This window comes from Hyphomicrobium sp. (assembly GCF_020852195.1).
In the GTDB taxonomy this organism is placed as follows: Bacteria; Pseudomonadota; Alphaproteobacteria; order Rhizobiales; family Hyphomicrobiaceae; genus Hyphomicrobium_C.
The window spans coordinates 1-22,039 of the sequence record NZ_JADZBI010000112.1; the positions used below are offsets into that span (position 1 = coordinate 1).

19 protein-coding genes and 1 tRNA gene are annotated in these 22,039 nt (G+C 66.5%); 9 read left to right on the forward strand and 11 right to left on the reverse strand.

Going from position 1 to position 22,039, the window contains the following annotated elements; genetic code table 11:
• The 3 genes from IT540_RS08915 to IT540_RS08925 form a co-directional block, all read left to right on the forward strand.
• Positions 1 to 554: helix-turn-helix domain-containing protein (locus IT540_RS08915; RefSeq protein ID WP_291176000.1), on the forward strand; the 554-nt coding region annotated here is incomplete at its 5' end.
• Between the two features lie 176 nt (positions 555 to 730).
• A complete protein-coding gene (locus tag IT540_RS08920; protein WP_291176002.1) occupies positions 731 to 2,629 on the forward strand; it encodes a L,D-transpeptidase family protein in 1,899 nt (632 codons plus the stop codon).
• 321 nt (positions 2,630 to 2,950) lie between these two features.
• Positions 2,951 to 4,531, forward strand: a complete 1,581-nt coding sequence (locus IT540_RS08925) for a DUF882 domain-containing protein (RefSeq protein ID WP_291176004.1) — start codon at positions 2,951 to 2,953, stop codon at positions 4,529 to 4,531.
• On the opposite strand, the gene IT540_RS08930 is transcribed toward IT540_RS08925, so the two are convergent.
• The 4 genes from IT540_RS08930 to IT540_RS08945 all read right to left on the reverse strand — a co-directional run bounded on the left by IT540_RS08930 (position 4,512) and on the right by IT540_RS08945 (position 7,332).
• Complete coding sequence (locus IT540_RS08930) at positions 4,512 to 5,471, reverse strand: LysR substrate-binding domain-containing protein (protein WP_291176006.1); 960 nt, start codon at positions 5,469 to 5,471, stop codon at positions 4,512 to 4,514. The genes IT540_RS08925 and IT540_RS08930 overlap by 20 nt on opposite strands.
• Positions 5,472 to 5,715: 244 nt before the next feature.
• The gene (locus IT540_RS08935; protein WP_291176008.1) at positions 5,716 to 6,018 is read right to left on the reverse strand and encodes a DUF2312 domain-containing protein; all 303 of its coding nucleotides are present in this window, start codon (positions 6,016 to 6,018) and stop codon (positions 5,716 to 5,718) included.
• A 137-nt stretch (positions 6,019 to 6,155) separates the two neighbouring features.
• Positions 6,156 to 6,485 carry a DUF1244 domain-containing protein gene (locus IT540_RS08940; RefSeq protein WP_291176010.1) on the reverse strand — a complete coding sequence of 110 codons (330 nt, stop codon included), beginning with the start codon at positions 6,483 to 6,485 and terminating at the stop codon, positions 6,156 to 6,158.
• Positions 6,486 to 6,498: 13 nt separating this feature from the next.
• A complete protein-coding gene (locus IT540_RS08945; RefSeq protein ID WP_291176013.1) occupies positions 6,499 to 7,332 on the reverse strand; it encodes an N-formylglutamate amidohydrolase in 834 nt (277 codons plus the stop codon).
• Positions 7,333 to 7,520: 188 nt separating this feature from the next.
• On the opposite strand from IT540_RS08945, the gene IT540_RS08950 reads away from it, so the two are divergent.
• Positions 7,521 to 7,991, forward strand: a complete 471-nt coding sequence (locus IT540_RS08950) for a DUF1036 domain-containing protein (protein WP_291176015.1) — start codon at positions 7,521 to 7,523, stop codon at positions 7,989 to 7,991.
• Positions 7,988 to 9,496, forward strand: coding sequence for a pyruvate kinase (gene pyk / locus IT540_RS08955; RefSeq protein ID WP_291176018.1), 1,509 nt, complete (start codon positions 7,988 to 7,990; stop codon positions 9,494 to 9,496). The genes IT540_RS08950 and pyk overlap by 4 nt, the downstream gene beginning before the upstream one ends.
• A gap of 231 nt (positions 9,497 to 9,727) precedes the next feature.
• Here pyk and IT540_RS08960 read toward each other — a convergent pair whose 3' ends face one another.
• The 5 genes from IT540_RS08960 to cpdR all read right to left on the reverse strand — a co-directional run bounded on the left by IT540_RS08960 (position 9,728) and on the right by cpdR (position 12,781).
• On the reverse strand, positions 9,728 to 10,333 hold the full coding sequence (locus IT540_RS08960) for a tetratricopeptide repeat protein (RefSeq protein ID WP_291176020.1): 606 nt from the start codon (positions 10,331 to 10,333) through the stop codon (positions 9,728 to 9,730).
• Positions 10,334 to 10,649: 316 nt separating this feature from the next.
• The gene (gene ykgO, locus IT540_RS08965) at positions 10,650 to 10,775 is read right to left on the reverse strand and encodes a type B 50S ribosomal protein L36 (RefSeq protein ID WP_011314284.1); all 126 of its coding nucleotides are present in this window, start codon (positions 10,773 to 10,775) and stop codon (positions 10,650 to 10,652) included.
• Between the two features lie 34 nt (positions 10,776 to 10,809).
• Positions 10,810 to 10,884: transfer RNA gene (locus IT540_RS08970), tRNA-Val, on the reverse strand.
• 319 nt (positions 10,885 to 11,203) lie between these two features.
• Positions 11,204 to 12,232 carry a hypothetical protein gene (locus IT540_RS08975; RefSeq protein ID WP_291176030.1) on the reverse strand — a complete coding sequence of 343 codons (1,029 nt, stop codon included), beginning with the start codon at positions 12,230 to 12,232 and terminating at the stop codon, positions 11,204 to 11,206.
• Between the two features lie 186 nt (positions 12,233 to 12,418).
• Positions 12,419 to 12,781, reverse strand: coding sequence for a cell cycle two-component system response regulator CpdR (gene cpdR / locus IT540_RS08980; RefSeq protein WP_291176049.1), 363 nt, complete (start codon positions 12,779 to 12,781; stop codon positions 12,419 to 12,421).
• 343 nt (positions 12,782 to 13,124) lie between these two features.
• Here cpdR and IT540_RS08985 point away from each other — a divergent pair, with 343 nt between their 5' ends.
• Both IT540_RS08985 and hisN read left to right on the forward strand, forming a co-directional pair.
• Positions 13,125 to 14,024: an N-formylglutamate amidohydrolase gene (locus IT540_RS08985; protein ID WP_291176032.1), complete on the forward strand. Its 900-nt coding sequence runs from the start codon at positions 13,125 to 13,127 to the stop codon at positions 14,022 to 14,024.
• An 854-nt stretch (positions 14,025 to 14,878) separates the two neighbouring features.
• The gene (gene hisN / locus IT540_RS08990; protein ID WP_291176035.1) at positions 14,879 to 15,685 is read left to right on the forward strand and encodes a histidinol-phosphatase; all 807 of its coding nucleotides are present in this window, start codon (positions 14,879 to 14,881) and stop codon (positions 15,683 to 15,685) included.
• Positions 15,686 to 15,786: 101 nt separating this feature from the next.
• Here the strand turns inward: hisN and IT540_RS08995 are convergent, their stop codons facing one another.
• Together IT540_RS08995 and IT540_RS09000 are read right to left on the reverse strand one after the other, a co-directional pair.
• On the reverse strand, positions 15,787 to 16,746 hold the full coding sequence (locus tag IT540_RS08995; protein ID WP_291176038.1) for an alpha/beta hydrolase: 960 nt from the start codon (positions 16,744 to 16,746) through the stop codon (positions 15,787 to 15,789).
• A gap of 121 nt (positions 16,747 to 16,867) precedes the next feature.
• Entirely contained in the window at positions 16,868 to 17,449 is a 582-nt protein-coding gene (locus IT540_RS09000; protein WP_291176041.1) for a hypothetical protein, read from the reverse strand.
• Positions 17,450 to 17,840: 391 nt separating this feature from the next.
• Here IT540_RS09000 and IT540_RS09005 point away from each other — a divergent pair, with 391 nt between their 5' ends.
• Together IT540_RS09005 and gltB are read left to right on the forward strand one after the other, a co-directional pair.
• The gene (locus tag IT540_RS09005) at positions 17,841 to 18,302 is read left to right on the forward strand and encodes an Hsp20 family protein (protein WP_291176044.1); all 462 of its coding nucleotides are present in this window, start codon (positions 17,841 to 17,843) and stop codon (positions 18,300 to 18,302) included.
• A gap of 544 nt (positions 18,303 to 18,846) precedes the next feature.
• The coding region (gene gltB / locus IT540_RS09010) for a glutamate synthase large subunit (protein ID WP_291176047.1) at positions 18,847 to 22,039 on the forward strand (3,193 nt) is incomplete at its 3' end.

Below are 22,039 nucleotides of genomic sequence, written 5' to 3' on the forward strand. Positions count from 1 at the left end.
AGCGCAGCGAGGACATCCCGGAGCTGGCGCAGCACGTCCTCGCCCGCTTCGGCGCCGAGGAAGGCAAGCGCATCGGCGGCTTCACGGACGAGGCCATGCGGCTGCTGATGGCCTACGACTGGCCGGGCAACGTGCGTCAGCTCGAGAACGCCATCTTCCGCGCCGTGGTGCTCGCCGACGGCTCCGAGCTTTCGGTTGCCGAGTTCCCGCAGATCGCGAGCCATGTGGAAGGCTTTACGCCCGAGATCCCGCCCGCGCCCCAGAGCCTGCAGAAGCCGCCGGCCTATACCGGCCCGGCCCTGATCGGCGCCGAGGACACCGTTCCGCAGACGGTCGAGGTGCGCCCCAACGCCGGCGCATCGGCGCTCGGCATCCCGGCGGTCACCGAGAGCGGCGAGATCCGCGCGCTCGAGGACATCGAAGCCGACATGATCCGTCTCGCCCTCGGGCGCTATCGCGGCCACATGACGGAAGTCGCGAAGCGGCTCAAGATCGGGCGCTCGACGCTCTACCGGAAGATGCAGGAGTACGGCCTCGAGCCGCGTGTGAACTGAGCGCCGGGACGGCACATGATAACAGCCTGTGCCGACTGGCTTCTTCCGTGTTCACAAATCCACAACAGTCGGCCGTAAAATCCCCTCCGTATGGGGGACAACGGCGTTCGTGGCTTCTCATCGTTCCGCCGCTCCGCTAGCGTGCCTTCCTGACTTCGTGCGACTCGGGAGTTGTCATGCGTCACGCGTTCAGGATCACCGCCCCGCTGGGCGCTCTCGTTCTTGCGGCGGCCCTCATTCCCGCGGCCGGGCATGCGGATCCCACGGCAACACCGCCGGCCGAGCCCCCAGCCACACCCGTCACCGCAGCACCGAGCGAACCGGCCGGCGCCCCGGCCGCAACGGCCCAGCCGTCGGCTGGGGAGACTCCTGCCGCGCAGCCGGCTCCAGCCGCTGGAGCGTCGACGGAGGCCGCAGCGCCGCCGCCCAAGCCGCAGCTCGGCGCCCTCGTGCGCACCCGCCTCGACGCACGCGCCGGCACCATGACGGAGATCGAGCAGCAGGAGGCCGCCGCGCTCAGGGCCTTCTACGAGGGTCGCGCCGATGCGCCGCTCTGGATCGCCGACGGCGCGCTCAACGACCGCGCCGTGCTCGCCATCGCGGAGATCAAGAAGGCCAATGACTGGGCGCTCGACGCCTCGGCGTTCGAACTGCCGGAGGCGACGGGGACGCTGTCGGAGGAGAGCGCCGCCGATGCCGAGCTCAAGCTCTCGCTCGCCGTGCTCACCTACGCGCGCCACGCCCGCGGTGGGCGGATCGAGGATCCCGCCAAGCAGCTCTCCTCCTATCTCGACCGCAAGCCGCAGCTTCTGGATCCCAAGCTCGTGCTTGAGAAGCTCGCGGCATCCGGCACGCCCGATGCGACGTTGCGCGGCTTCCATCCGCAGCATCCTCAGTTCGAGAAGCTGCGCCAGCGCTATCTCGCGCTCCTGAAGTCCGCAGGCGAGGCGGCGGAGATCGTGCGGCTGCCAAACGGACCGGTGCTCTCGCCGGGCCGGAGCCATCCGCAGGTGGCCCTGCTCCGTCAGCGGCTCGGCGTGCCGACGCCCGCCGGAACAGCCGAGGCGCCTGCCGACGAAACCTTCTACGACGACGCGCTGCTCGCCGCCGTGAAGGACTTCCAGACCGAGAAAGGCCTCGCGCCGGACGGCTATGTGGGCGGCGGCACGCGCGCGGCGCTCAACGACATCGACGTGCCGAGCCCGGAGCGCGTGGCCGCCAACATGGAGATGTGGCGCTGGATCCCCGACGACCTCGGCGCGACGCACGTGTGGGTCAACCTTCCGGAGTTCACGTTTCAGTTCGTGCGCGACGGCAAGCTGGTGCACGAGGAGCGCGTGATCACGGGTCTCGTCGACAAGCAGACGCCGAGCTTCACCGCCGACATGGACATGGTGACGGCGCATCCGCGCTGGAACGTGCCCGACTCGATCAAGGTGCGGGAGCTCTACCCGAGCCTCGCGCGCGGCGGCACCTACTTCGAAAAGCAGGGGCTGCGCATGTCGAAGAACGGCCGGCCCGTCGATCCCTATTACGTGGACTGGAGCAGCGCGGACATCCGCCAGTTCGACGTTCAGCAGCCGCCTGGCCCGGCCAACGTACTCGGGCTGTTCAAGTTCACGTTCCACAACAAGCATATCGTCTATATGCACGATACGCCGACGAAGCACCTGTTCGAGAAGCCGAGCCGTCCGTTCAGCCACGGCTGCGTACGCGTGCGCAATCCGGTGAGGCTCGCAGAGCTGGTGCTCGAGGCCGACAAGGGTTGGTCGCCTGAGCAGGTGCAGGCGCTGGTCTCCGGCGGCCGCGCCGTCGAAAACCCGATTCCGCTCGAGACCAAGATCCCGGTACACATCGTCTACTTCACCGAGCGCATCGACGAGGCCGGCGAGTCCCATCGCTTCAAGGACGTCTACGGCCACGAGCAGCGCTTGGTGCTGGCGCTCGCGGGGCGCTTCGACGCCATTGCCGTCGGGCCGGATCATCTTGCTCCGGTGCGCTACGAGAAGCCGCGCTATGCCAGCGGGCCCAACCCACTCGAGACGTTCTTCAACAACGTCTTCGGCGGCTTCTGATCGTCTGGCCGGCTGGGGAAGTTGCCGTCTCGCGCCCGCGTTGCAGCATCAGACTGGCATGACGCCGGCGGAGGCCGGAGTCCAGACACGCGTCGGGGGTGGGCACCACAAGCTTCCGGTGGGGTAGAGCCTTCATAAGGCCGCTCGTGTCCCCCGCCCGGGGCTTCGCCGTTAACCTCTTGCTAACCTTGGCGACGGCGGCGGCCGGCTTGCCCTTTTTATGCCGCTTACAGGCCCTCTTGATCGCGCAATCCAAGGTTACCAACCGTTAAGGACCGGGGGGTAAAGGTTAACCTTGGCCACACGTATGGGGGATCTCCGTTGGGCGTAAAGGCGGGACACGTCACCTGCCGGTTCCTGGGCCTCGGCGCAGCCACTCTGCTGGCTGCCGCCGTGCAGGTTGCGGGCGCGCGCGCCAGCGACGACCGCACGATCTCCTTCTACCACATCCACACCAAGGAAACGCTCACCGTCGCCTACAAGAAGAACGGCCGGTTCGTCCCGGACGCGATGAAGAAGATCAACTGGATCCTGCGCGACTGGCGCAAGGACCAGGCGACGACGATGGACCCCAACACCATCGACATCATCTGGGAGATGCACCGAGAGCTCGGCTCGCAGCAGCCCGTTCACATTATCTCCGGATACCGCTCGCCCTCCACCAACGAGATGCTGCGCAAGACGCGCGGCGGCCAGGCGAAGCAGAGCCAGCACATGACCGGCAAGGCGATCGACATCGCCTTCCCCGACGTGCCGCTCCGGCGCATGCGCTACTCGGCGATGATCCGCGAGCGCGGCGGCGTCGGCTACTATCCCACCTCCGGCATCCCGTTCGTGCACGTCGACACGGCGCGCGTGCGCCACTGGCCGCGCATGGTGCGCGACGAGCTGGCGCTGCTGTTCCCGTCCGGCCGTTCGAAGCACGAGCCTGCCGACGGGCGTCCGATCACACTGTCGGACGTGAGAGCCGCCCGCCAGCGCCGGCAGGACCTCGCACAAGAGGTCGCCCAGTTCTACGCCTTGCGCGACGGGCCGAAGGCGCCGATCCAGGTGGCGGAGGCCTCGGCCGCGAAGCCCGACCCGCTACCGGTGCCGCCGCGGCCGGCGCCTGCCGAGCGGCCGGCCGCTCCGCGTCAGCCGGTGGCCGTGGCCGCGCTGGCGGAGCCAACCCACATCCCGTTCGAGATCAAGCCTGCCGTAGATCAAGCGCCACCGGAGGCCAGGGTCGCGTTGGCCAAGGCCGTGACCGAAAGCGAGCCCGCCGTGCAACAGCCGAAGCTCCTCTCGGCGCCGAAGCCGGTCGACCGGCCGTCCACGTTCGTCGCCAAGCTGCCTGACACCGATCGCTCGCGCCTCGATATGCTGGTCAAGCTTGCTTCCCTTGATGCCGAGGCGCCACCGGCCGTGAAGCCCGCCGCCCTCATCACCGGATCGACGCCGATGAAGGCTTCGCTGGCGCCCGAGTGGCCGTTTTCGGCCAAGAAGCCTGTGACCGAGGCGGCCGTGCCGCCGCCCGCCGAGCCCGAGCATCCGTTCGCGGACGGCGTTTCAGACTGGCGCAGCGGATGGACGACGGCACCCGAGTACGACGACGATCATCCGGACGAGCTGTCCTACCGTCCGTTCGCGCTGGCGCCGCTGCTGACGGAGACCCCGTCGTTCGACGATCCTGCGCTGGCGACGCTGGTGCATCCCGATGCGGCGCAGGCGATCGACATGCTCGACGACGAAGGCACCGTGCTTCCGATGCGGTTCGGCACCGGCCAGCTTCAGACGGCGATGGCGTGGGCTCAGGAGTTCAAGGGCGACGCCGTCTATCTCGAGGCGCTCGCGCACGAGGTGCCGCCCGAGACGTCTCGTCCGCAGCTCGTATCCCGCGCGGTCAAGACCCTCCCGCGGTAACCGGCTTCCTGGCGCGGGTCGTGGAGCGCAGCGCCGCCATCGGACCCTCCTTCCAGGCCCGCGTGACGAGACGGCCCAGCTCCTCGAAGTCCTCCGTGCGCGGCGAGGTCGACCGCCAGACGAGCCCGATGGTGCGCGACGGCTCCGGCTCCACGAAGCGGACCAGCGTGATGTCGCGCCCGCGCTCCTCGATGCCGATGGCCATCTCGGGCAGCAGCGTGATGCCGAAGCCGGCCGAGACCATCTCGACGATCGTGGCAAGGCTCGAAGCGCCGAAGGTGTTGACGGCGTTGACCTGCTGCAGGCTGCAATAGGTCAGCGCTTGGTCGCGCAGGCAATGGCCCTCCTCCAGCAGCAGCAGCCGCTCGTGCTCGATCAGCTCCTTGGTGGCGCGCACGCGGCCGGAGAGCTTGCGGTCCTTGGGGACGGCGAGCAGGAACTTGTCCTCGAACAGCGCGCGGTTGGTGAGATCGGCATGCTTGAGCGGCAGCGCGAGCAGAAGCACGTCGAGCTTGCCCTCGAGAAGCTCGTCCGTGAGGAGCTGCGTCTGCGTCTCGCGCACGTGCAGCTCGAGGTCGGGATAGGCCTCGCGCAGGAGCGGCAGCAGCGGCGGCAGCAGATAAGGCGCGACGGACGGAATGACGCCGAGCCGCAGGGCGCCGGCGAGGATGCTGTTGGCGTGCTGGGCGTAGGCAACAAGATCACGCACGTCGCCCAGGATGCGCGCGCAACGGGCGGCGATCTCCTGCCCCTTGGTCGTGAGCTGGACGCCCGAGCGTGTGCGCTCGACGAGCGCGAGCCCGAGGTTCTGCTCCATCTCGTGGATCTGCATGGAGAGCGCCGGCTGCGTCACGGAGCACGAATCGGCCGCGCGGCCGAAGTGCAGCTCCCGGGCCAGCGCATCGAAATAGCGGATCTGCTTGAGAGTGACCTGAGTCATAAGGGGGCCTGATCAGGATGGAAACAAATAACGATTAGCCCTGATCCCGGCAGCGGTCTATGGTCGCGGTGTACAAACGATCGTGATCGACACGCCCTCGTTTGCAAGACTTTCCCGAATACGGCAGGTGAAGCTTCCGCTCCATCTCGTCGTTAGCGTCTCGGGCCGTGCGCCGAAGCGGCCCGAGACGTTTCCCTCTTCCCCCTTGTCGAGTGGCCTGACCTCCGGTGCGCGGCGCCGGGGCCTACTCCGCTGCGATCATGCGATCCGCGGCCGCCTCGGCATCGTCCGACAGGGCGCCGTCCAGCATGCCGAGCGCGTGCATGTAGACCTCGAGCAGGCTCTCCTCCTCCTGGCGCTCGGTCTGGCTCTTCTTGCGCAGCCGCACGATCTGGCGGATCGTCTTGACGTCGAAGCCGAGGCCCTTGGCCTCGAGATACTTGTCGCGGATGTCTCCCGCGAGCGCCTTCTTCTCCTCCTCCAGACGCTCGATGCTCTCGATCATCTGGCGAAGCTGCTTCTGCGCCGAAGCCTGAAGCGTCGTCATGGCTGCCCCCACTTTCCGGTCTGTCCCTCTGCCCGCGTCCGCGGGCCTACGTCAGGGAAGGCTAGGGGCGCGGCCGGACAGCGGCAAGGCGAGGCGTGGCCTCATCCAGAGAGATTATTTCCTGTGGATGACGCGCGCTATGCGCCGTCCTTTGTTGCATGCGCGCCGCTTCGCGCGAACGCCGCCGCAGCCTCGGGCGAGGCTTCCGTCTGATAGCGGCTCTGCCATTCCGCGTACGGCATGCCGTAGACGATCTCCCGCGACACTTCCTTCGACAGCGTGATGCCGCGCTCGTCGGCGGCCTCGCGATACCAGTTGGCGAGGCAGTTGCGGCAGAAGCCGGCGAGATTCATGAGATCGATGTTCTGTACGTCCGTGCGCTCGCGCAAGTGCGCGACGAGACGGCGAAAGGCTGCCGCCTCCAACTCCAGCGTCGTCCCGGGGTCAATCGCGGTCGTGTCGGTCATTGAGGCACTCCCTTCAGTCGGCATCGGATCCGAAGAATCGCACGGCTCTCACATCGGGATCAGCGCCCGCGCCTGCAAGGATGCGCTGCATGGCCTCCGCCAGCCGGCCGGCCCACTCGGCCTGGCCGCTCTCCGATGCGATCAGGTCCTGGCGTATCTCGATGATGGCGTGGGCGAGGCCGCGTGACGTCCCGTGGCGCCACATGCAGTCGCCCTTGAGGCGACCGGTGTAAGGCTCGTTGTCGCCGATCACAAGTGCAGGATCGGCACCGAGGTCCGTAAGCAAGGCGTGGGCGAGACGCGGGTCCTTGTCCCAGAGCACCGCGCCGTGCCAGGGACGCGCCACGCCACGCCAGGCCGGCGTAAAGCTGTGCACCGAGAGCAGCACCGGAACGATACCCGCGCCGAGCGCGCGGTCGATCACCTCGGCAACGGCCGCGTGATAGGGATCATAGTAGCGCGCGATGCGCTTCGCCCGTTCCTCGACGGTGAGCGACCGGTTGCCGGGGACGATGGCACCGTCGGAGAGACGCATGATCAGCGTCGGATCGTCCTCGCCGCGATTGCAGTCGATGAGAAGGCGCGAGTAGCGGGTCATGACGGCCGGCGCGCCGAGCCATGCCGCCATCCCTACGGTGACGCCCCGCGCGCCGATGTCATAGCCGATGTGGCGCGCGAGTTCGGCGGGCGGCAGCCCGAGCGTGCCGTACTCCTCGGGCAGCACATTGGCGGCATGATCGCAGAGGAGGATGATGCCCGCGCTCAGCGAGCCGGGAAGGCGCTCGAACGCCTCCGTGGTCAGCGCCTCGACGCCGAGGGCGGGGCCGCAAGCCGTTTCAGGTCGCATCGACACCTCGTCTTCCGGCGGTCATGCAATTTTCGAAACGGATCATCGAAAATGCGGGGGTTGATTAAAGCTGCGTCCGGGCCTTCAATGGTGCCGTGCCGTCCCAAGCACGCGCAACCTCAAAGCTGCCGCTTTCCTTGCCAACGCTTTGCCCTCCCAGCAAGGCGCGGCCGCGCCGAGACCCCCCCATGTGTCTCATCCGTGAAACCATGACCGCACGATCCTTAACTCTGCCGCTCGCGGCAATCCTGCTCCTGATCGCGACGGCGCGGCCGGCTCTCGCCGACCTTACCTTCTGCAACGCCACGCAGAGCCGCGTCGGCGTCTCGATCGGCTATCAGGATCCGGATGGTTGGGCGACCGAGGGGTGGTGGAACATCGCGTCGCAGTCTTGCGAAACGCTCTTGAAAGGCGCAGTGCCTAGCCGGTTTATCTACGTCCACGCCGTGGACTACGACCGCGGCGGCGAATGGGCAGGCACGAACTTCATGTGCACCGCCGACAAAACGTTCTCCATCCGGGGGGTTCAGGATTGCCCGAAACGCGGATATAAGCGCACGGGCTTTTTTGAAGTCGACACCGGAGAGGCTCAAGAGTGGACGGTCCGCCTCACCGATCCGGACGATAAAGACGAGAATAAAGAGGCAGTCGGCCAATGAGACGCAATCGGCGGGTCAAGATCGTTGCGACGCTTGGACCCGCGTCGTCGGCGCCGGAGGTCATCGAGCGCCTCTTCCTTGCGGGTGCCGACGTCTTCCGTATCAACATGAGCCATTCAAGCCCGGACACGGCGCATGCGCTGGTGCGCGCGATCCGCGACCTCAGCGCCAAGCACCGCTGCTCGGTTGGCGTATTGTGCGATCTGCAGGGGCCGAAGTTCCGCCTCGGCGAGTTCGTCGACGGGCGGGCGCTGGTCAAGGCCGGCGAGCACTTCCGCTTCGATCAGACGGGCGTGCCGGGAACCGCGCAACGCGTGAGCCTGCCCCATCCCTCGATCTTCGAGGCGGTGAAGCCCGGCCATACGCTGCTGATCGACGACGGCACGCTCAGGATGCGCGTCACCGACGTCGCGAACCAGAGCATCATCGCCGAGGTTCTGACCGGCGGCGTGCTGTCGAGCCGCAAGGGCCTCAGCCTGCCGGATACGCTGCTGCCGGTCGGCCCGCTCACGAACAAGGACCGCAAGGATCTCGATCTCGCGCTGAAGCTCGGCGCGGACTGGATCGCGCTCTCGTTCGTGCAGCGCGCCGAGGACATCATCGAGGCCAAGACCCTCATCGACGGCCGTGCCGCGGTGCTCGCCAAGATCGAGAAGCCGTCCGCCATCGAGCAGATCGACGACATCATCGCCGCCGGCGACGCCTTCATGGTGGCGCGCGGCGACCTCGGCGTCGAGATGCCGGTCGAGCGCGTGCCCGGCCTGCAGAAGCAGATCACGCGCAAGGCGCGCGCCGCGGGCAAGCCGATCGTGATCGCCACTCAGATGCTGGAAAGCATGACGTCGTCGCCGATGCCGACGCGCGCCGAGGTGTCGGACGTGGCGACGGCCGTGTTCGACGGCGCGGACGCCATCATGCTGTCGGGGGAGTCCGCCGTCGGGCAGTACCCGGTCGAGACGATCCAGATGATGGACCGCATCGCGCACGAGGTCGAGAACGACCCCAGCTACGACGCGTTCGTGCACGCGATCGAGTTCCCGCCGATGCCGACCGGCGCCGACGCCATCGCGGCGGCCGCGCATGCCATCTCGGGCACGGTCAAGGTGGCGGCGATCCTCTGCTACACGGCGACCGGCTCGACGGCGCTGCGCGTCGCGCGCGAGCGTCCGAACCTGCCGGTGATCGGGCTCACACCGATCGCGCGCACGGCGCAGCGGCTGGCGCTCGTGTGGGGCATCGAGACGGTGCTGACGAGCGATCCCGAGGACCTCGCGGACATGGTGCGCAAGGCGACGCGGATCGCCTACGAGGGCGGCTTCGTGAAGCCCGGCCAGGGCGTGGTCATCACCTGCGGCGTGCCGCTCGGCTCGCCCGGCGCGACCAACATGATCCGGCTCGCCTTCGTCGACGAGCACGGGCTGCCTGACGGACACAGCCCGGACTACGTGCCGGTCGGCGGCAAGGTGCCGGTCGAGCGGCGGGCGCCGCCCAAGATCGCGTCCTGACGACTAGGCTGCACCGAGGAAGACGGCGCGGACAAACTCCCGATAGAGCAGCACTTGGCGCGGCAGCGCGTGCTTGTCCTTCAGCATCTTCGACAGGACGATGCCGAAAAGGGGTCAGCCGCTGGTCGCGCGCAACGTCATGCCGGCGTAGGCTGGCACCCACGCAATGCGCATGCGACACCGCGGTGGCCGGCTCGCATGCGACAGCGCGAGAAAGGCAATCGGAAATCGCTAGATGCCCTGGCCCTCGACCTCGATCTTGAGGTCGTCGCGGGCCTTCTTCGCATCCGGCAGGTTCGGATGCACCTTGAGCACGCTCTCATAGGCCTCGAGCGCCGCTTTCTTCTCGCCCAGGTGCTGCAGCAGGTTGCCGAGGCCCTCCAGCGCCTTGTAGTGGCGCGGCTCAAGCGCGAGCACGCGGCGCAGATCGCCGAGCGCGCGCTTGTAGTCGTTGTCGAGGTAGTAGAGGTAGGCGCGGCGGTTCCAGGCCTCGGCGTAGTCCGGCTGCAACTCGACCACCGCGTTCAAGAGCTTCATCGCCAGCGCGCGATCCTGCGCCTCGGCTGCGGCCGCGGCGCGGGCCAGCAGGAGGTCGGCTGTCGGGCTTCCCGAATGCTGCCAGAGCTGCTCGATGGCGCTCGCGACCTCGGTCGCCGTCGCCTCGTCGGGTGCCGTTGCAAGACGCGCATAGAGCTCGTCCAGGAGCTTGGCCTGCTGCTCGGGCGACTCCGCGGGGGGCGGCGCGCTCTTCTCCGGCGCCGGCGGGGTCTCGGCACGCGGCGCGGGCTTGGGGTCTGCGCGCGGCGCGGGCATGGTGTCTGCGCGCGGCGCGGGCATGGGGTCCTGATGTGGAGGTGGACCTTCTTCAGGCACGGCGTGGCCCGGCGGGGGCTGGACCTGTGCCCATGCGGCGAGGGGCGAGGCCGTCACAAGAAGCGCGGCCAGCAGCATAGGGCCGCTCATGCGGCGCAGGGACCGGTAATCTATCATAGCGGAAAGATAGGAGCGCGCGGCGGCGACGTCAAAGGGCAGCGATCACCGGACGCGGACACGCAAATCCGCCCGCGCACCTCGACGGTGCCGGGCGGACGACCCCCCTCGCGAATTTCGGCATGCGCGGAGAGCCCCGTCTGCCGACCGGGCCCTCTACGGATCAGCCCTGGCGCGCCTTGAAGCGGCGTTGGGTCTTGTTGATCACGTAGACGCGGCCCTTGCGCCGGACGAGGCGATTGTCGCGGTGACGCGAGCGCAGGGACTTGAGCGAGTTTCTTACTTTCATCGTTCTCGACCAAATTACAGGCAAGGCGGGCGGATGGTGGGCACTAGAGGGATCGAACCTCTGACCCCTACCATGTCAAGGTAGTGCTCTACCGCTGAGCTAAGTGCCCATCCGAGCCAAAACAGGTATTCAGGAGCGCCCCGTATACTGGCATTGCCTCGGGTAGGCAAGCGAGGAAACCATGGCACCGCGAACGGTCGCAGGGCGGCTTTTTCATGCAGCCGGGACGGCGACCCGAGAGACACCCTCCCTCCGGGCATGGCCGCCGGCTGCGCGGTCTTTTTTGCCTTGCAAGAGGGCGGGCCCTGACCTCTGGGAGCCGGCCACCCTTCATTCCATCGCGTAAGGGTTTGAAGTCGGTTCTCAGGCCGAAACGAGAAGCGGTTTTCACGGGGTCTAGCCGGACCGTTTCGCGCCACCATCGGAAACTAATTGAATGGGACCGTCACGCGTCCACCTGCCGATGCCGTCCACGCGTCGCCATCGCCAATGGTTGTACCGTCTCTGATTCCGCCAAGGGCAACGCCGCCAACCCGATCGATTTCATTATATCTCATCTCGGGCGCGTAGGAATAATACTCGCCCCGACCAAAAACAGCGACCTGGAATGAACCGAAATCTTTTTCGAAACCCAGTTTCAGCGCCGCGACTGCGGCCGCTTCGTCGCGCTCAAGCGAGAGGGACTGCGCAACACCTACCATGCCCGCTGACGTATACTGCCCATCGTATTCCGTGTGAGCCCAGTAGACGCCGACCTCAGCGTCGATGGTCAAGACAAAGCCTGCGCCCAACGGCAGCGTGCTTCCGGCTCCGACATAGCCGCCGAGATAGCCTGTGCCGTTGTCCTCATCGAGCGTGAACGGTACGGGCGCCCCACCAGAGACCCGGCCTCCGTTGATCGTGAACTCCGTGTCGATCCGACGATAACCCGCACCAAGCTTGAGGTCGGCAACACCGAAAATCGGCTTCGAACCCGCGGTTTGCGCCTCGAGGGCGATGCCCCAAGTCCGCGTATCCAGCTTCGACTCGTAGACCGCGACCCCTGCCCCATAACCGACGCTGGATTGCAGGTTCGGGTCCGGGTCGAACAACGGCATGCGGTTGCATGCCTGGGCGAGCGTCAACGTCTGACAGCTTATGACTTGGTCGCCGTCATGCTCGGCATAATATCCCTTAACCCCGGCGACCACGGGTGCACCCATAAAAATGCCCGTACCGGCAAGGCTGAGGTCAAGGCGCGCGCCGTCGACATCTCCGTCGTGGTTCTGCTCCCTGGAAGGCACCGAGACGGGCGCGTTCTGGACGAAAAAGTCGAAAGTATGCGTGAAGCTGCTTTCGGGCAGATCCAGATACTCGTAGCTGATCTCTGCGCTTGATCCCGGCTCTATGGCGGTCGCATTCTTCGCGAAGAAAAAACAGGCCATGATGCCTGCCGCGGTTCTCCAAAACAAATGCATTACAATTCTCCGAGGGACGCATCGCATGGGCCATTTCGGCACGACCAAGCGATTTCGGCGTCATCCGTACGGATGATCGTCAATGCAGACCGATACTTGTGTTGCAGTAGGGATACTTTACGCCGAAGCGTGATTCCGCCACCCCGGCAACCCGCGGTGCGGTCTGCTTTATGCCAGCACGCGAGGCTATGCGGCGGCGAGCAGGCGCTCGACCTCGCGTACCAGATCCTTGAGGTGGAAGGGCTTCGAGAGCACACGGGCGTCACGCGGCGCAGTGGTCTCGTTGTTCAATATAACGGCGGCAAAGCCCGTGATAAACATGATCTTGAGCTCGGGATCGATCTCGGCGGCGCGGCGCGCGAGCTCGATGCCGTCCATGCGCGGCATCACGATGTCGGTCAGCAGCAGCGTGAACGGCTCCTGCTGCAGGCGCTCGTAGGCGTCCTCGCCGTTGGCGAACGCAATCACCTCATAGCCCGCCTTGCCCAAGGCGCGCTCGAGGAATCCGCGCATGGAGTCGTCATCCTCAGCCAGCAGTATTCGGCACATGGGAACGCGGGAGGGCTTGGCGGTCATGGGATTTTTTACTCGGAATGTCCACTTATCAGTGATAGCCAGAAGGCACAGAAATCTGACGCGAGTTTGGTAAACGGAGCGTGAAACCCGAGACACGCGTAGCTGATGTGTAGCAAGAGGCGGGCCAACCGTGGAAAAATCGAGCTTGCTGCATTTTCCACGGCAGGGGACGGCAAATGCCGGCCGGCAGCGTGGACAGCCGCGGTCGAGGTTGGCACACTGCGCACGCGGCGACACATTTCGGTTCATTCATGGTTGCTGCTCCGCTCCGGCAATCGGCGTCAGACGGTGAGGCCCACGTCGCATTCAGGATGAGATGACCGCCAAGACCCCCCTCCCGCTCAGCACCGAACTCGAGCCGCCATTCACCGTTATCGTGCCGCGTGTGCAGACTGCGCCGTTCGTACTGTGCTCGCCGCATTCGGGCCGCGTCTACCCGCGCGCGTTCCTCGACCAGTCGCGGCTCGATCCGCAGACGCTCAGAAAGAGCGAGGACTGCTTCGTCGACGAGCTGTTTCAGGGCGCGGCCGCGCTCGGCGTGCCGATGATCGCCGCGCGCTTCCCGCGGGCTTATCTCGACGTCAACCGCGAGCCCTATGAACTCGACCCGGAGCTGTTCGCCGATCCGCTTCCCGACTATGCGAACAGCCAGTCGGTGCGCGTGGTCGGCGGGCTCGGCACCATCGCCCGCATCGTCGCGGACGGCGAGGAGATCTACCGCGCGCGTCTCGGCGTGGAAGAGGCGCTGGCGCGCATCGAGCAGTTGTACTTCCCCTTCCACACCGCGTTGCAGGCGCTGATCCAGGAGACCAAGGCCCGGTTCGGCTACGCCATCCTCGTCGACTGCCACTCTATGCCGTCGGCACAGATGGCGCAGAGCAGCGGGCCGCGTCCGGACTTCGTGCTCGGCGACCGCTTCGGCGCCGCGTGCGATCCGAAGCTCACGCGCTATCTCCGCGACACGCTCGCGACGGAGGGCTACGACGTGCAGCTCAATCGGCCTTACGCGGGCGGATACATCACCGAGCACTACGGGCGGCCCTACCGAGGCGTGCAGGCCGTGCAAATCGAGATCAACCGCGCGCTCTATCTCGACGAGGTCCGCTTCACGCCCACGCCCGGCTTCGCGCGGCTCAAGACCGATCTCACGCGCATCGCCGGGATGCTGTTCTCGGCCGTGCCGGCCATGATCGAGCAGCGCGACGCCGCGGAGTGAGCAGCCACCTCCCTGTTGCCTAGCGCAGCAGATCCGCCGGAATAAAAAAAAGGGCCGTCCGATGGACGGCCCAAGTCTAGGGAGGAAACGCCCAAGGAGGGCTCGTGATCCGAAGGATCACATGGCAAATCTATGCTGCAGCGCGGCAATGCGCAAGCCCCCACCCCCAAGGTCGATGCTGCATCGCGCTCGGCGCGCCCGATGAGCCACAGTACCGTTCGGTAACGGCTTTTTCGAAGGCTCCGCGCACGGGCCGCCATGGCGGCAATTTGTCTTTAGTTTCCATGCGCTAAAGCGTCGCAACGGCCGGTGCATAAAAAAAGGGCCGTCCAGGTACGGACGGCCCAAGTCTAGGGAGGAAACGCCCAAGGAGGGCTGCGGCAGGCCGAGCGAGGCTCGGCGATGTCGCACTGCAAAATATCGGATGGGCATTTCCGAAAGGAAAGTGCAAAAACTGCAGAGCTGCCATTACGCAAGGGTAGGGCAGACAACTCGGGATTTGGCTGGATCTTGCGTGGCATTCCCAAGACGACGCCAATTCATCGAGACATCGGCGTCAAAAAGAGGCCGTTCGAACGAGCGAACGGCCCAAGTCTAGGGAGGAAACGCCCGTATTGGGCTGCGGTGGCGAAGAAGTGCTCCCTCGAAACCGCAGAATTGGTATGCCCTTGTTCGCTCGGAGCGGCAACTTACGGCGGCTTTTATGTCGATATTTATGGTGAATATGGTGCGGACCCGCAACACAAATATCGACGCCTCTCGCTTCTACTCCAGTCATGAGTATTACCAAGGACTGCTTCTGCAGGCCGTAACTTCGTAACATCCATGTTCAACTTAAGTCTCGGATAACAATCGTGACTTTCCCAACCGGCTCCCGTTTCAAAGACCTTCTTGCGCTTGGCCATGACTTGGCGGACCGATCGGGGGCCGTCATCCGCCCCCACTTCCGCCGTCCGATCGCGGTCGCGAACAAGGCCGGCAAGGCGGCGTTCGATCCCGTCACCAAGGCGGACCAGGCCGCCGAGCGCGCGATCGCACGCATGATTCGGACACGCGCGCCCGAGCATGGCGTCGTCGGCGAGGAGTACGGGCGCGAGCGCGAGGATGCCCCGTTCCAGTGGGTGGTCGATCCCATCGACGGCACGCGCTCATTCATCACCGGTACGCCGATGTGGGGCACCTTGATCGGCCTGCTCTATGATGGGGCGCCGGTGCTGGGGCTCATGGACCAGCCGTTCACCGGCGAGCGTTTCTGGTCGGCCGAGAAGGCGGCCTACGCGCGGGAAGCGGGCAGGGCAGCGCGGCGGATCCGCACGCGCTCATGCGAGCGCGTGGCAGACGCGCTCATCATGACGACGAGCCCGGACCTGTTCGAATCCGGCGCGGAGACCGACGGCTTCGCACGCGTGAAGCGCGAGGCACGCATGACCCGCTACGGCGGGGACTGCTACGCCTATTGCCTGCTGGCCTCCGGCTTCGTCGATCTCGTCATCGAGGCCGGGCTCAAGAGCTACGACATCGTCGCCTTGATCCCCATCGTCGAGCGCGCGGGCGGCCGCGTCACCACGTGGGACGGCGGGCCGCCGACCGCCGGCGGGCGCATCATCGCCTCGGGAGATCCGGCGCTGCACGAGCGCGCGCTGAAGCTGCTCAACCGCTAGTTTCTCCTGTCATCCCGGAACGCGAAGGCGAAGCCGCAGCGTTATCCGGGACCCAGGGGCCTCCTGCGGCGACGCTCGTGGATGGGCGGCGCTCGGGCGCGTTACGCGGCGGCTTCGTCGAGGCCCATATAGGCGTCGAAAGCGGCCCAGAAGCGCAGCCGGATCGAGTCCGCCTCCTGCAGGATCTCGTGGCGGGACGAGGGAAGCAGAACGTGCGTGCCGACCTTGAGGCCGACCGCGAAGTCCTCGATGGCGCGCGAGGAGACGATCTGGTCCTTGCCGGCGACAAAGACCATCATCGGAACGCGAACCGACGCCGCGTATCCGTCCGACGAGACCAGGGCCATGGAGCGGTAGGCCGCGCGCAGCCAGCCGATGGTCGGCGAGCCGAGGCCGAGCGCGGGATTGGCGTCCAGCACCGCCTTGTTGCGGTTCCAGCGCTCGCGGTCCGAGGTCAGGATGTTGCCGTCGAAGGGACGTTGCTCGACGACCGTGTCGGAGCCGCCCTTGATGTAGCTGCGGGAGAAGCTTGCGAGGCAGCCAATCTCTCCATAGGCGCGGGCGAGCGCCTGCGGATAGCCGACACGCTCATCGGAAATGGCGAGCATGGGTGCGGTCAGGATCATGCGCTCGAACCATGAGCCCGGCCGGCCGGCATTTCTCAGCAGCACGTTGGCGCCCATCGAATGGCCGAGCGCGATGAACGGCGGCGGGCAGTCGGGCAGCACGATCTCCTTCATGAAGAGCGTGAGATCGCTGTCGTACTCGCTGAAGGAGCCGACGTGGCCCTTGCGGGGGTTGGAGAGCTGGCGTGACGAGCCGCCCTGCCCGCGCCAGTCCATGGTCGCCACCGCGAAGCCGCGCCGGCGCAGGTCCGCCACGACCTCGAAATACTTCTCTATGAATTCGCCGCGGCCGCCCAGCAGGCAGACCGTGCCGCGGCGGGGGCCGCGCGTCGCGTCCCAGCGCACGAACCTCAGCCGCACGCCGTCGCGCGTCTTGAGCTCGCCTGGAACGGCGCCGCCCGGCACCGGGTTCTTGGCCAGTGCGACCAGCTTCATGCTTCCGACCCCGCTTCGCAAATCACCGGCGGCGGAGGATAGCATGAGGAGAGAGCCGACAAACGGCAATCGGCAGCGGAGGGATCCCGACCGCTCTCGCGATGCTGCTCGTCGGCCCGAATTATTTCACCCAGCGCCAGTCTCTGTAAGCCATGCTCCGGTGGCGATCGCGGGGGCGAGCGGCAATGACCTCGCCCGAGCAGCGGTCGACGCGCAGCTTGAAGGGGCGCCCGGATTCGTAGCGGCGGGCGCGGAGGTGGACGATGCCACCCTCGCCGCCCATGGGCTGGATGCCGGCCCAGCCTTCCCTGCGCAGGCGATGCTTGATCTGCCAGGGCTCGAGACATGCATAGCGCTCTGCGCGCACGGGCGGACGCTCCGCGTAGCGCGGCGGAGGAGGCGCGCTGGCGCGCGGCGGCGGCATGGGCACGGGATAGCCGTCCTTGATCGAGCCGGGCAGCGGCTCGCGGTCATCGCCATAAGGCTCCTCGTAGCGCTCCTCGTACTGCTCGGAGGGCGCGCCGTACCGCTCGCTGTAGCGCGCGGGGGGCTGATAGCCCTCGTCCGCATAGGCGTCGTCGTAGGGCGGCTCGGCATAGTCCTCGCCGTCGAGGTCGGCAGCGGACGCGGCGCCCGACAAGGGCAACGTGGCAGCGATAACGCAGGCCGCCATCAGGCAGCCCGTGACGAATGAAGCTCGCATGGCTCACTCCAAGTTCTGGGCGCCGTTGCGCGTTCGGGGGGTCCCCTGCCGGGGCGCTCGGCCGGCCGTGTCATTCTCGGGTCCGGTACATGAACGCCAGATGAAGGCTTTTGGTTTTACCTTTGGAGCGCTGAACTTGGCCGGCCTCCGCCGGCCGCATTGCGGCGGACCTGCCTCCCCCTTGAAGGCCGGCGGACCCCTCCTAAATGGATTTCGTGCGCACGCCCTTCGGGGGTGCGCCCTGAAGCGTGAGAGCGCCTCAGGTCTTTGGTGGGGACCGATGATTCCACGCTTCGGACGACAGGGTCCGAAGCGATCATGGTCCGAAGCCGCGATCCGGCCCTTCACAGGGCGGATCTCAACCAGTCGCTTCATCAGGAGGACTAACGTCATGCGACATTTCGATCTCACCCCCCTCTATCGCTCCACCGTGGGCTTCGACCGCCTCGCCCAGCTTCTCGACAGCGTCACGGGCGGCGACTTCGACGCCCCGTATCCGCCCTATAACATCGAGCGCCTCGGCGAGAACGAGTACCGGATCACCATGGCGGTGGCCGGCTTCGCCGCCGACGAGATCAAGGTGGACGTGAAGGAGAGCACGCTTTCCGGCCGCGGCGAGAAGAAGGCCGAGGCCACCGAGAGCGACGAGCGGCGCTACCTGCACCGTGGCATCGCGGCGCGCAGCTTCGAGCGGCGCTTCCAGCTCGCCGACCATGTCGAGGTGAAGGGCGCGGATCTCAAGGACGGGCTACTCAACGTCGACCTCGTGCGCAACCTGCCCGAGCGCATGCGTCCGCGGTCGATCCCGATCGGCACCGGCTCCGAGCCCAAGCAGATCGAGCAGGCGGCCTAAGCCCGAAGCGCACAGGCGCATTCCATCGATGCGACTTGGAGCGGCGGCGGTTCTGCCGCCGCTCGTTTTTCAGCCGATGTGCCCAGAGCGCGTTCACGCGCTTGCGTTCCGTTCGCTCGCGCTCACGCCCTTAGTGCGGCTCGGGCTCGAAGCGCGCGGCTACGCGCTTAATCACGCTTGTGTCGCAGGGCAAAATCTGCAAAATTCGCTAAAAGGTCAGCAATCCTGTCCTTTATGCGCGGGCTTCGCCGCGTCGCGCCTTTCCTGGCGTGGGTGCGGTTGTTCGGCTCACGATGGTCGCGGGCAGAGGGGAGCAGGCGGCTGGCTTGGCGGGAGGTCGGTTTCGTGTTGGCAGAGCGGGCAGATTTCACGCGCGATAGAGCGCGCCTGGCGGCGACCGCGGCTCGGCGCAGGGCCGCGGGGCAGACCCCGCGCATCAAGCGAAAGCGCCGCTTGCGCGCCTAGTCGTGGCCCGGCGACGCGCCGTCGAATGAACAGACCGCAACTCCCGTCGTTTTGCTCTTGAGCACCCGAGGACCCGTCAATGACCCGCGAAACGCCCATCAACGGCTTCGAGCGCCCGGAGGCGCAGGGACTTTTCGACCCCGCCCTTGAGCGCGATGCCTGCGGCGTCGGCTTCATCGCCAACCTCAAGGGCGTGAAGTCGCATCGGGTGATCTCGGACGCGCTCAAGATGCTGTGCAATCTCGAGCATCGCGGCGCGGTCGGCGCGGATCCGCTGGCCGGCGACGGCGCCGGCATCCTGATCCAGATTCCGCACGTCTTCCTCTCCGAGGAGTGCGCGAAGCTCGGCTTCAAGCTGCCCGCGGCGCAGCACTATGCGGTCGGCCAGCTTTTCATGCCGCAGGACGAGCGGCTCGACGCCCATTGCCGGAGCGCGTGGGCGCGCATCCTCGGCGAGGAAGGGCTCGAGCTCCTCGGCTGGCGCGCGGTGCCGGTCGACAACTCCTGCCTCTCGGACATGGTGCGCGCCACCGAGCCCGTGCACCGGCAGATCTTCATCGGGCGCCCGAAGGGGATGAGCGAGCACGACTTCGAGCGGCGCCTCTACCTCGTGCGCAAGATCGTGTCGAACGCGCTGCAGAACTCCTATCGCGGGCGCGATATCGGACACTATCCCGTCAGCCTGTCGTGCCGCACCGTGGTCTACAAGGGGATGTTCCTCTCCTATCAGGTCGGCGCCTACTACAAGGACCTCATGGACCCGCGCGTCGTCTCGGCGATGGCGCTCGTGCACCAGCGCTTCTCTACCAACACGTTCCCGTCGTGGAAGCTCGCGCACCCCTACCGCATGGTGGCGCACAACGGCGAGATCAACACGCTGCGCGGCAACGTGAACTGGATGGCCGCGCGGCAGGCGTCGGTCTCCTCGCCGCTGTTCGGCGACGACATCGAGAAGCTGTGGCCGATCTCCTACGAGGGGCAGTCGGACACGGCCTGCTTCGACAACGCGCTCGAGTTCCTCACCATGGGCGGCTACAGCCTGGCGCATGCCGCCATGATGCTGATCCCCGAGGCGTGGGCCGGCAACCCGCAGATGGATGCCAAGCGGCGCGCGTTCTACGAGTATCACGCCTGCCTCATGGAGCCGTGGGACGGCCCGGCCGCCATGGCCTTCACCGACGGCCGGCAGATCGGCGCCACGCTCGACCGCAACGGCTTGAGGCCCGCACGCTACATCGTGACCCGCGACGACATGGTGATCATGAGCTCGGAAGCGGGCGTGATCGTCGTGCCGGAGGAGGAGATCGTCAAGAAGTGGCGGCTGCAGCCCGGCAAGATGCTGCTCATCGACCTCGAGAAGGGCTGCATCATCTCGGACGAGGAGCTCAAGGCGGAGCTTTCCGCCAAGCATCCCTACGAGAGCTGGGTGAAGCGTACGCAGATCATGGTCTCCGACCTGCCGCTCTCGACCAAAAAGGCCGAGCCGCGCCGGAGCAACATCGCCCTGCTCGATCTGCAGCAGACTTTCGGCTACACGCAGGAGAGCCTCAAGTTCCTCATGACGCCGATGGGCGCCCGGGGCGAGGAGGCGATCGGCTCCATGGGCAACGACTCGCCGATCTCGGCGCTGTCGAACAAGCCCAAGCTCTTGCATACGTACTTCAAGCAGAACTTCGCGCAGGTCACCAACCCGCCGATCGACAGCATCCGCGAGGAGCTGGTGATGAGCCTGGTGTCGTTCATCGGGCCGAGGCCGAACATCCTCGACCTCGAGGGGACGTCGAAGGTGAAGCGGCTCGAGGTGACGCAGCCGATCCTCACCAACGAGGACCTCGAGCGGATCAGGCAGATCGGCGAGGTGAAGGACAACCACTTCGCCTCAATCACGATCGACATCACGTTTCCTGTCGACAAGGGGCCGTCCGGCATGGCGCCGGCCGTCGACGTCGTGTGCGCGGAGGCCGAGGAGGCGGTGCGCTCGAAAGGCTGCAACATCGTCATCCTCTCGGACCGGCGCGCCGGGCCCGACCGCATCCCGATCCCCTCGCTGCTCGCCACGTCGGCCGTGCATCATCACCTGATCCGGCAGGGCCTCAGGACGTCCGTCGGCCTCGTCGTCGAGACCGGCGAGGCGCACGAGGTGCACCAGTTCTGCACGCTCGCGGGCTACGGGGCAGAGGCCATCAATCCCTACCTCGCCTTCGACACGCTCGCCGTGATGACGCCCGAGCTCGGGCCGGACCTTACGCCCGAGGACGTCAAGAAGAAGTACATCAAGGCCATCGGCAAGGCGCTGCTCAAGGTCATGGCCAAGATGGGCATATCGACCTACCAGTCCTACTGCGGCGCGCAGATCTTCGACGCCGTGGGCCTCCGCACGCCGTTCGTGCGCAAGTACTTCACCGGCACCCATACACAGGTCGAGGGAGTCGGCTTGCGCGAGATCGCGCGCGAGACCTTCGACCGGCATGCGGCGGCGTTTGGCAACGCGCCGGTGCTCGCCAACGCGCTCGAGGTGGGCGGCGACTATGCCTACCGCGTGCGCGGGGAAGCCCACGTGTGGCGACCGAACGTTGTTGCGGACCTGCAGCATGCCGTGCGCTCGACCGATCCCGCGGACGCCATGAGCGGACGCATCCCGCAGAAGTACCGCGACTATGCCAAGGCCATCGACGCGCAGTCCGAGCAGCTCCTGACGCTACGCGGCCTGTTCCGCATCCGCTCGGCGCAGAGCATGGGGCGCAAGCCGGTGCCGATAGAGGAGGTGGAGCCCGCAGTCGAGATCGTGAAGCGGTTCGCGACCGGTGCGATGAGCTTCGGCTCCATCTCGCGCGAGGCCCACACCACGCTCGCCATCGCCATGAACCGCATCGGCGGCAAGTCCAACACCGGCGAGGGCGGCGAGGAGGCGGACCGCTTCAAGCCGCTGCCCAACGGCGATTCCATGCGCTCGGCGATCAAGCAGGTCGCTTCGGGCCGCTTCGGCGTCACCACCGAGTACCTCGTCAACTCGGACATGATGCAGATCAAGATGGCGCAGGGCGCCAAGCCCGGCGAGGGCGGACAACTTCCCGGCCACAAGGTCGACGCCACCATCGCCAAGGTGCGTCACTCGACGCCGGGCGTGGGACTCATCTCGCCCCCGCCGCATCACGACATCTACTCGATCGAGGACCTGGCGCAGCTCATCTTCGACCTCAAGAACACCAACCCCGAAGGGCTGGTGTCGGTGAAACTCGTGTCCGAGGTCGGCGTCGGCACGGTCGCCGCCG

Bases quoted from the DNA above. Each gene is read 5' to 3' on its own strand.
- IT540_RS08985 (WP_291176032.1), top strand. From the start codon at position 13,125: ATGACCGCCAAGACCCCCCTCCCGCTCAGCACCGAACTCGAGCCGCCA.
- IT540_RS08940 (WP_291176010.1), bottom strand. From the start codon at position 6,485: ATGACCGACACGACCGCGATTGACCCCGGGACGACGCTGGAGTTGGAG.
- IT540_RS08995 (WP_291176038.1), bottom strand. From the start codon at position 16,746: ATGAAGCTGGTCGCACTGGCCAAGAACCCGGTGCCGGGCGGCGCCGTT.
- IT540_RS08960 (WP_291176020.1), bottom strand. From the start codon at position 10,333: ATGCCCGCGCCGCGCGCAGACACCATGCCCGCGCCGCGCGCAGACCCC.
- IT540_RS08930 (WP_291176006.1), bottom strand. From the start codon at position 5,471: ATGACTCAGGTCACTCTCAAGCAGATCCGCTATTTCGATGCGCTGGCC.
- IT540_RS08920 (WP_291176002.1), top strand. From the start codon at position 731: ATGCGTCACGCGTTCAGGATCACCGCCCCGCTGGGCGCTCTCGTTCTT.
- IT540_RS08950 (WP_291176015.1), top strand. From the start codon at position 7,521: ATGTGTCTCATCCGTGAAACCATGACCGCACGATCCTTAACTCTGCCG.
- IT540_RS08935 (WP_291176008.1), bottom strand. From the start codon at position 6,018: ATGACGACGCTTCAGGCTTCGGCGCAGAAGCAGCTTCGCCAGATGATC.
- cpdR (WP_291176049.1), bottom strand. From the start codon at position 12,781: ATGTGCCGAATACTGCTGGCTGAGGATGACGACTCCATGCGCGGATTC.
- IT540_RS08975 (WP_291176030.1), bottom strand. From the start codon at position 12,232: ATGCATTTGTTTTGGAGAACCGCGGCAGGCATCATGGCCTGTTTTTTC.
- ykgO (WP_011314284.1), bottom strand. From the start codon at position 10,775: ATGAAAGTAAGAAACTCGCTCAAGTCCCTGCGCTCGCGTCACCGCGAC.
- IT540_RS09000 (WP_291176041.1), bottom strand. From the start codon at position 17,449: ATGCGAGCTTCATTCGTCACGGGCTGCCTGATGGCGGCCTGCGTTATC.
- pyk (WP_291176018.1), top strand. From the start codon at position 7,988: ATGAGACGCAATCGGCGGGTCAAGATCGTTGCGACGCTTGGACCCGCG.
- IT540_RS09005 (WP_291176044.1), top strand. From the start codon at position 17,841: ATGCGACATTTCGATCTCACCCCCCTCTATCGCTCCACCGTGGGCTTC.
- IT540_RS08945 (WP_291176013.1), bottom strand. From the start codon at position 7,332: ATGCGACCTGAAACGGCTTGCGGCCCCGCCCTCGGCGTCGAGGCGCTG.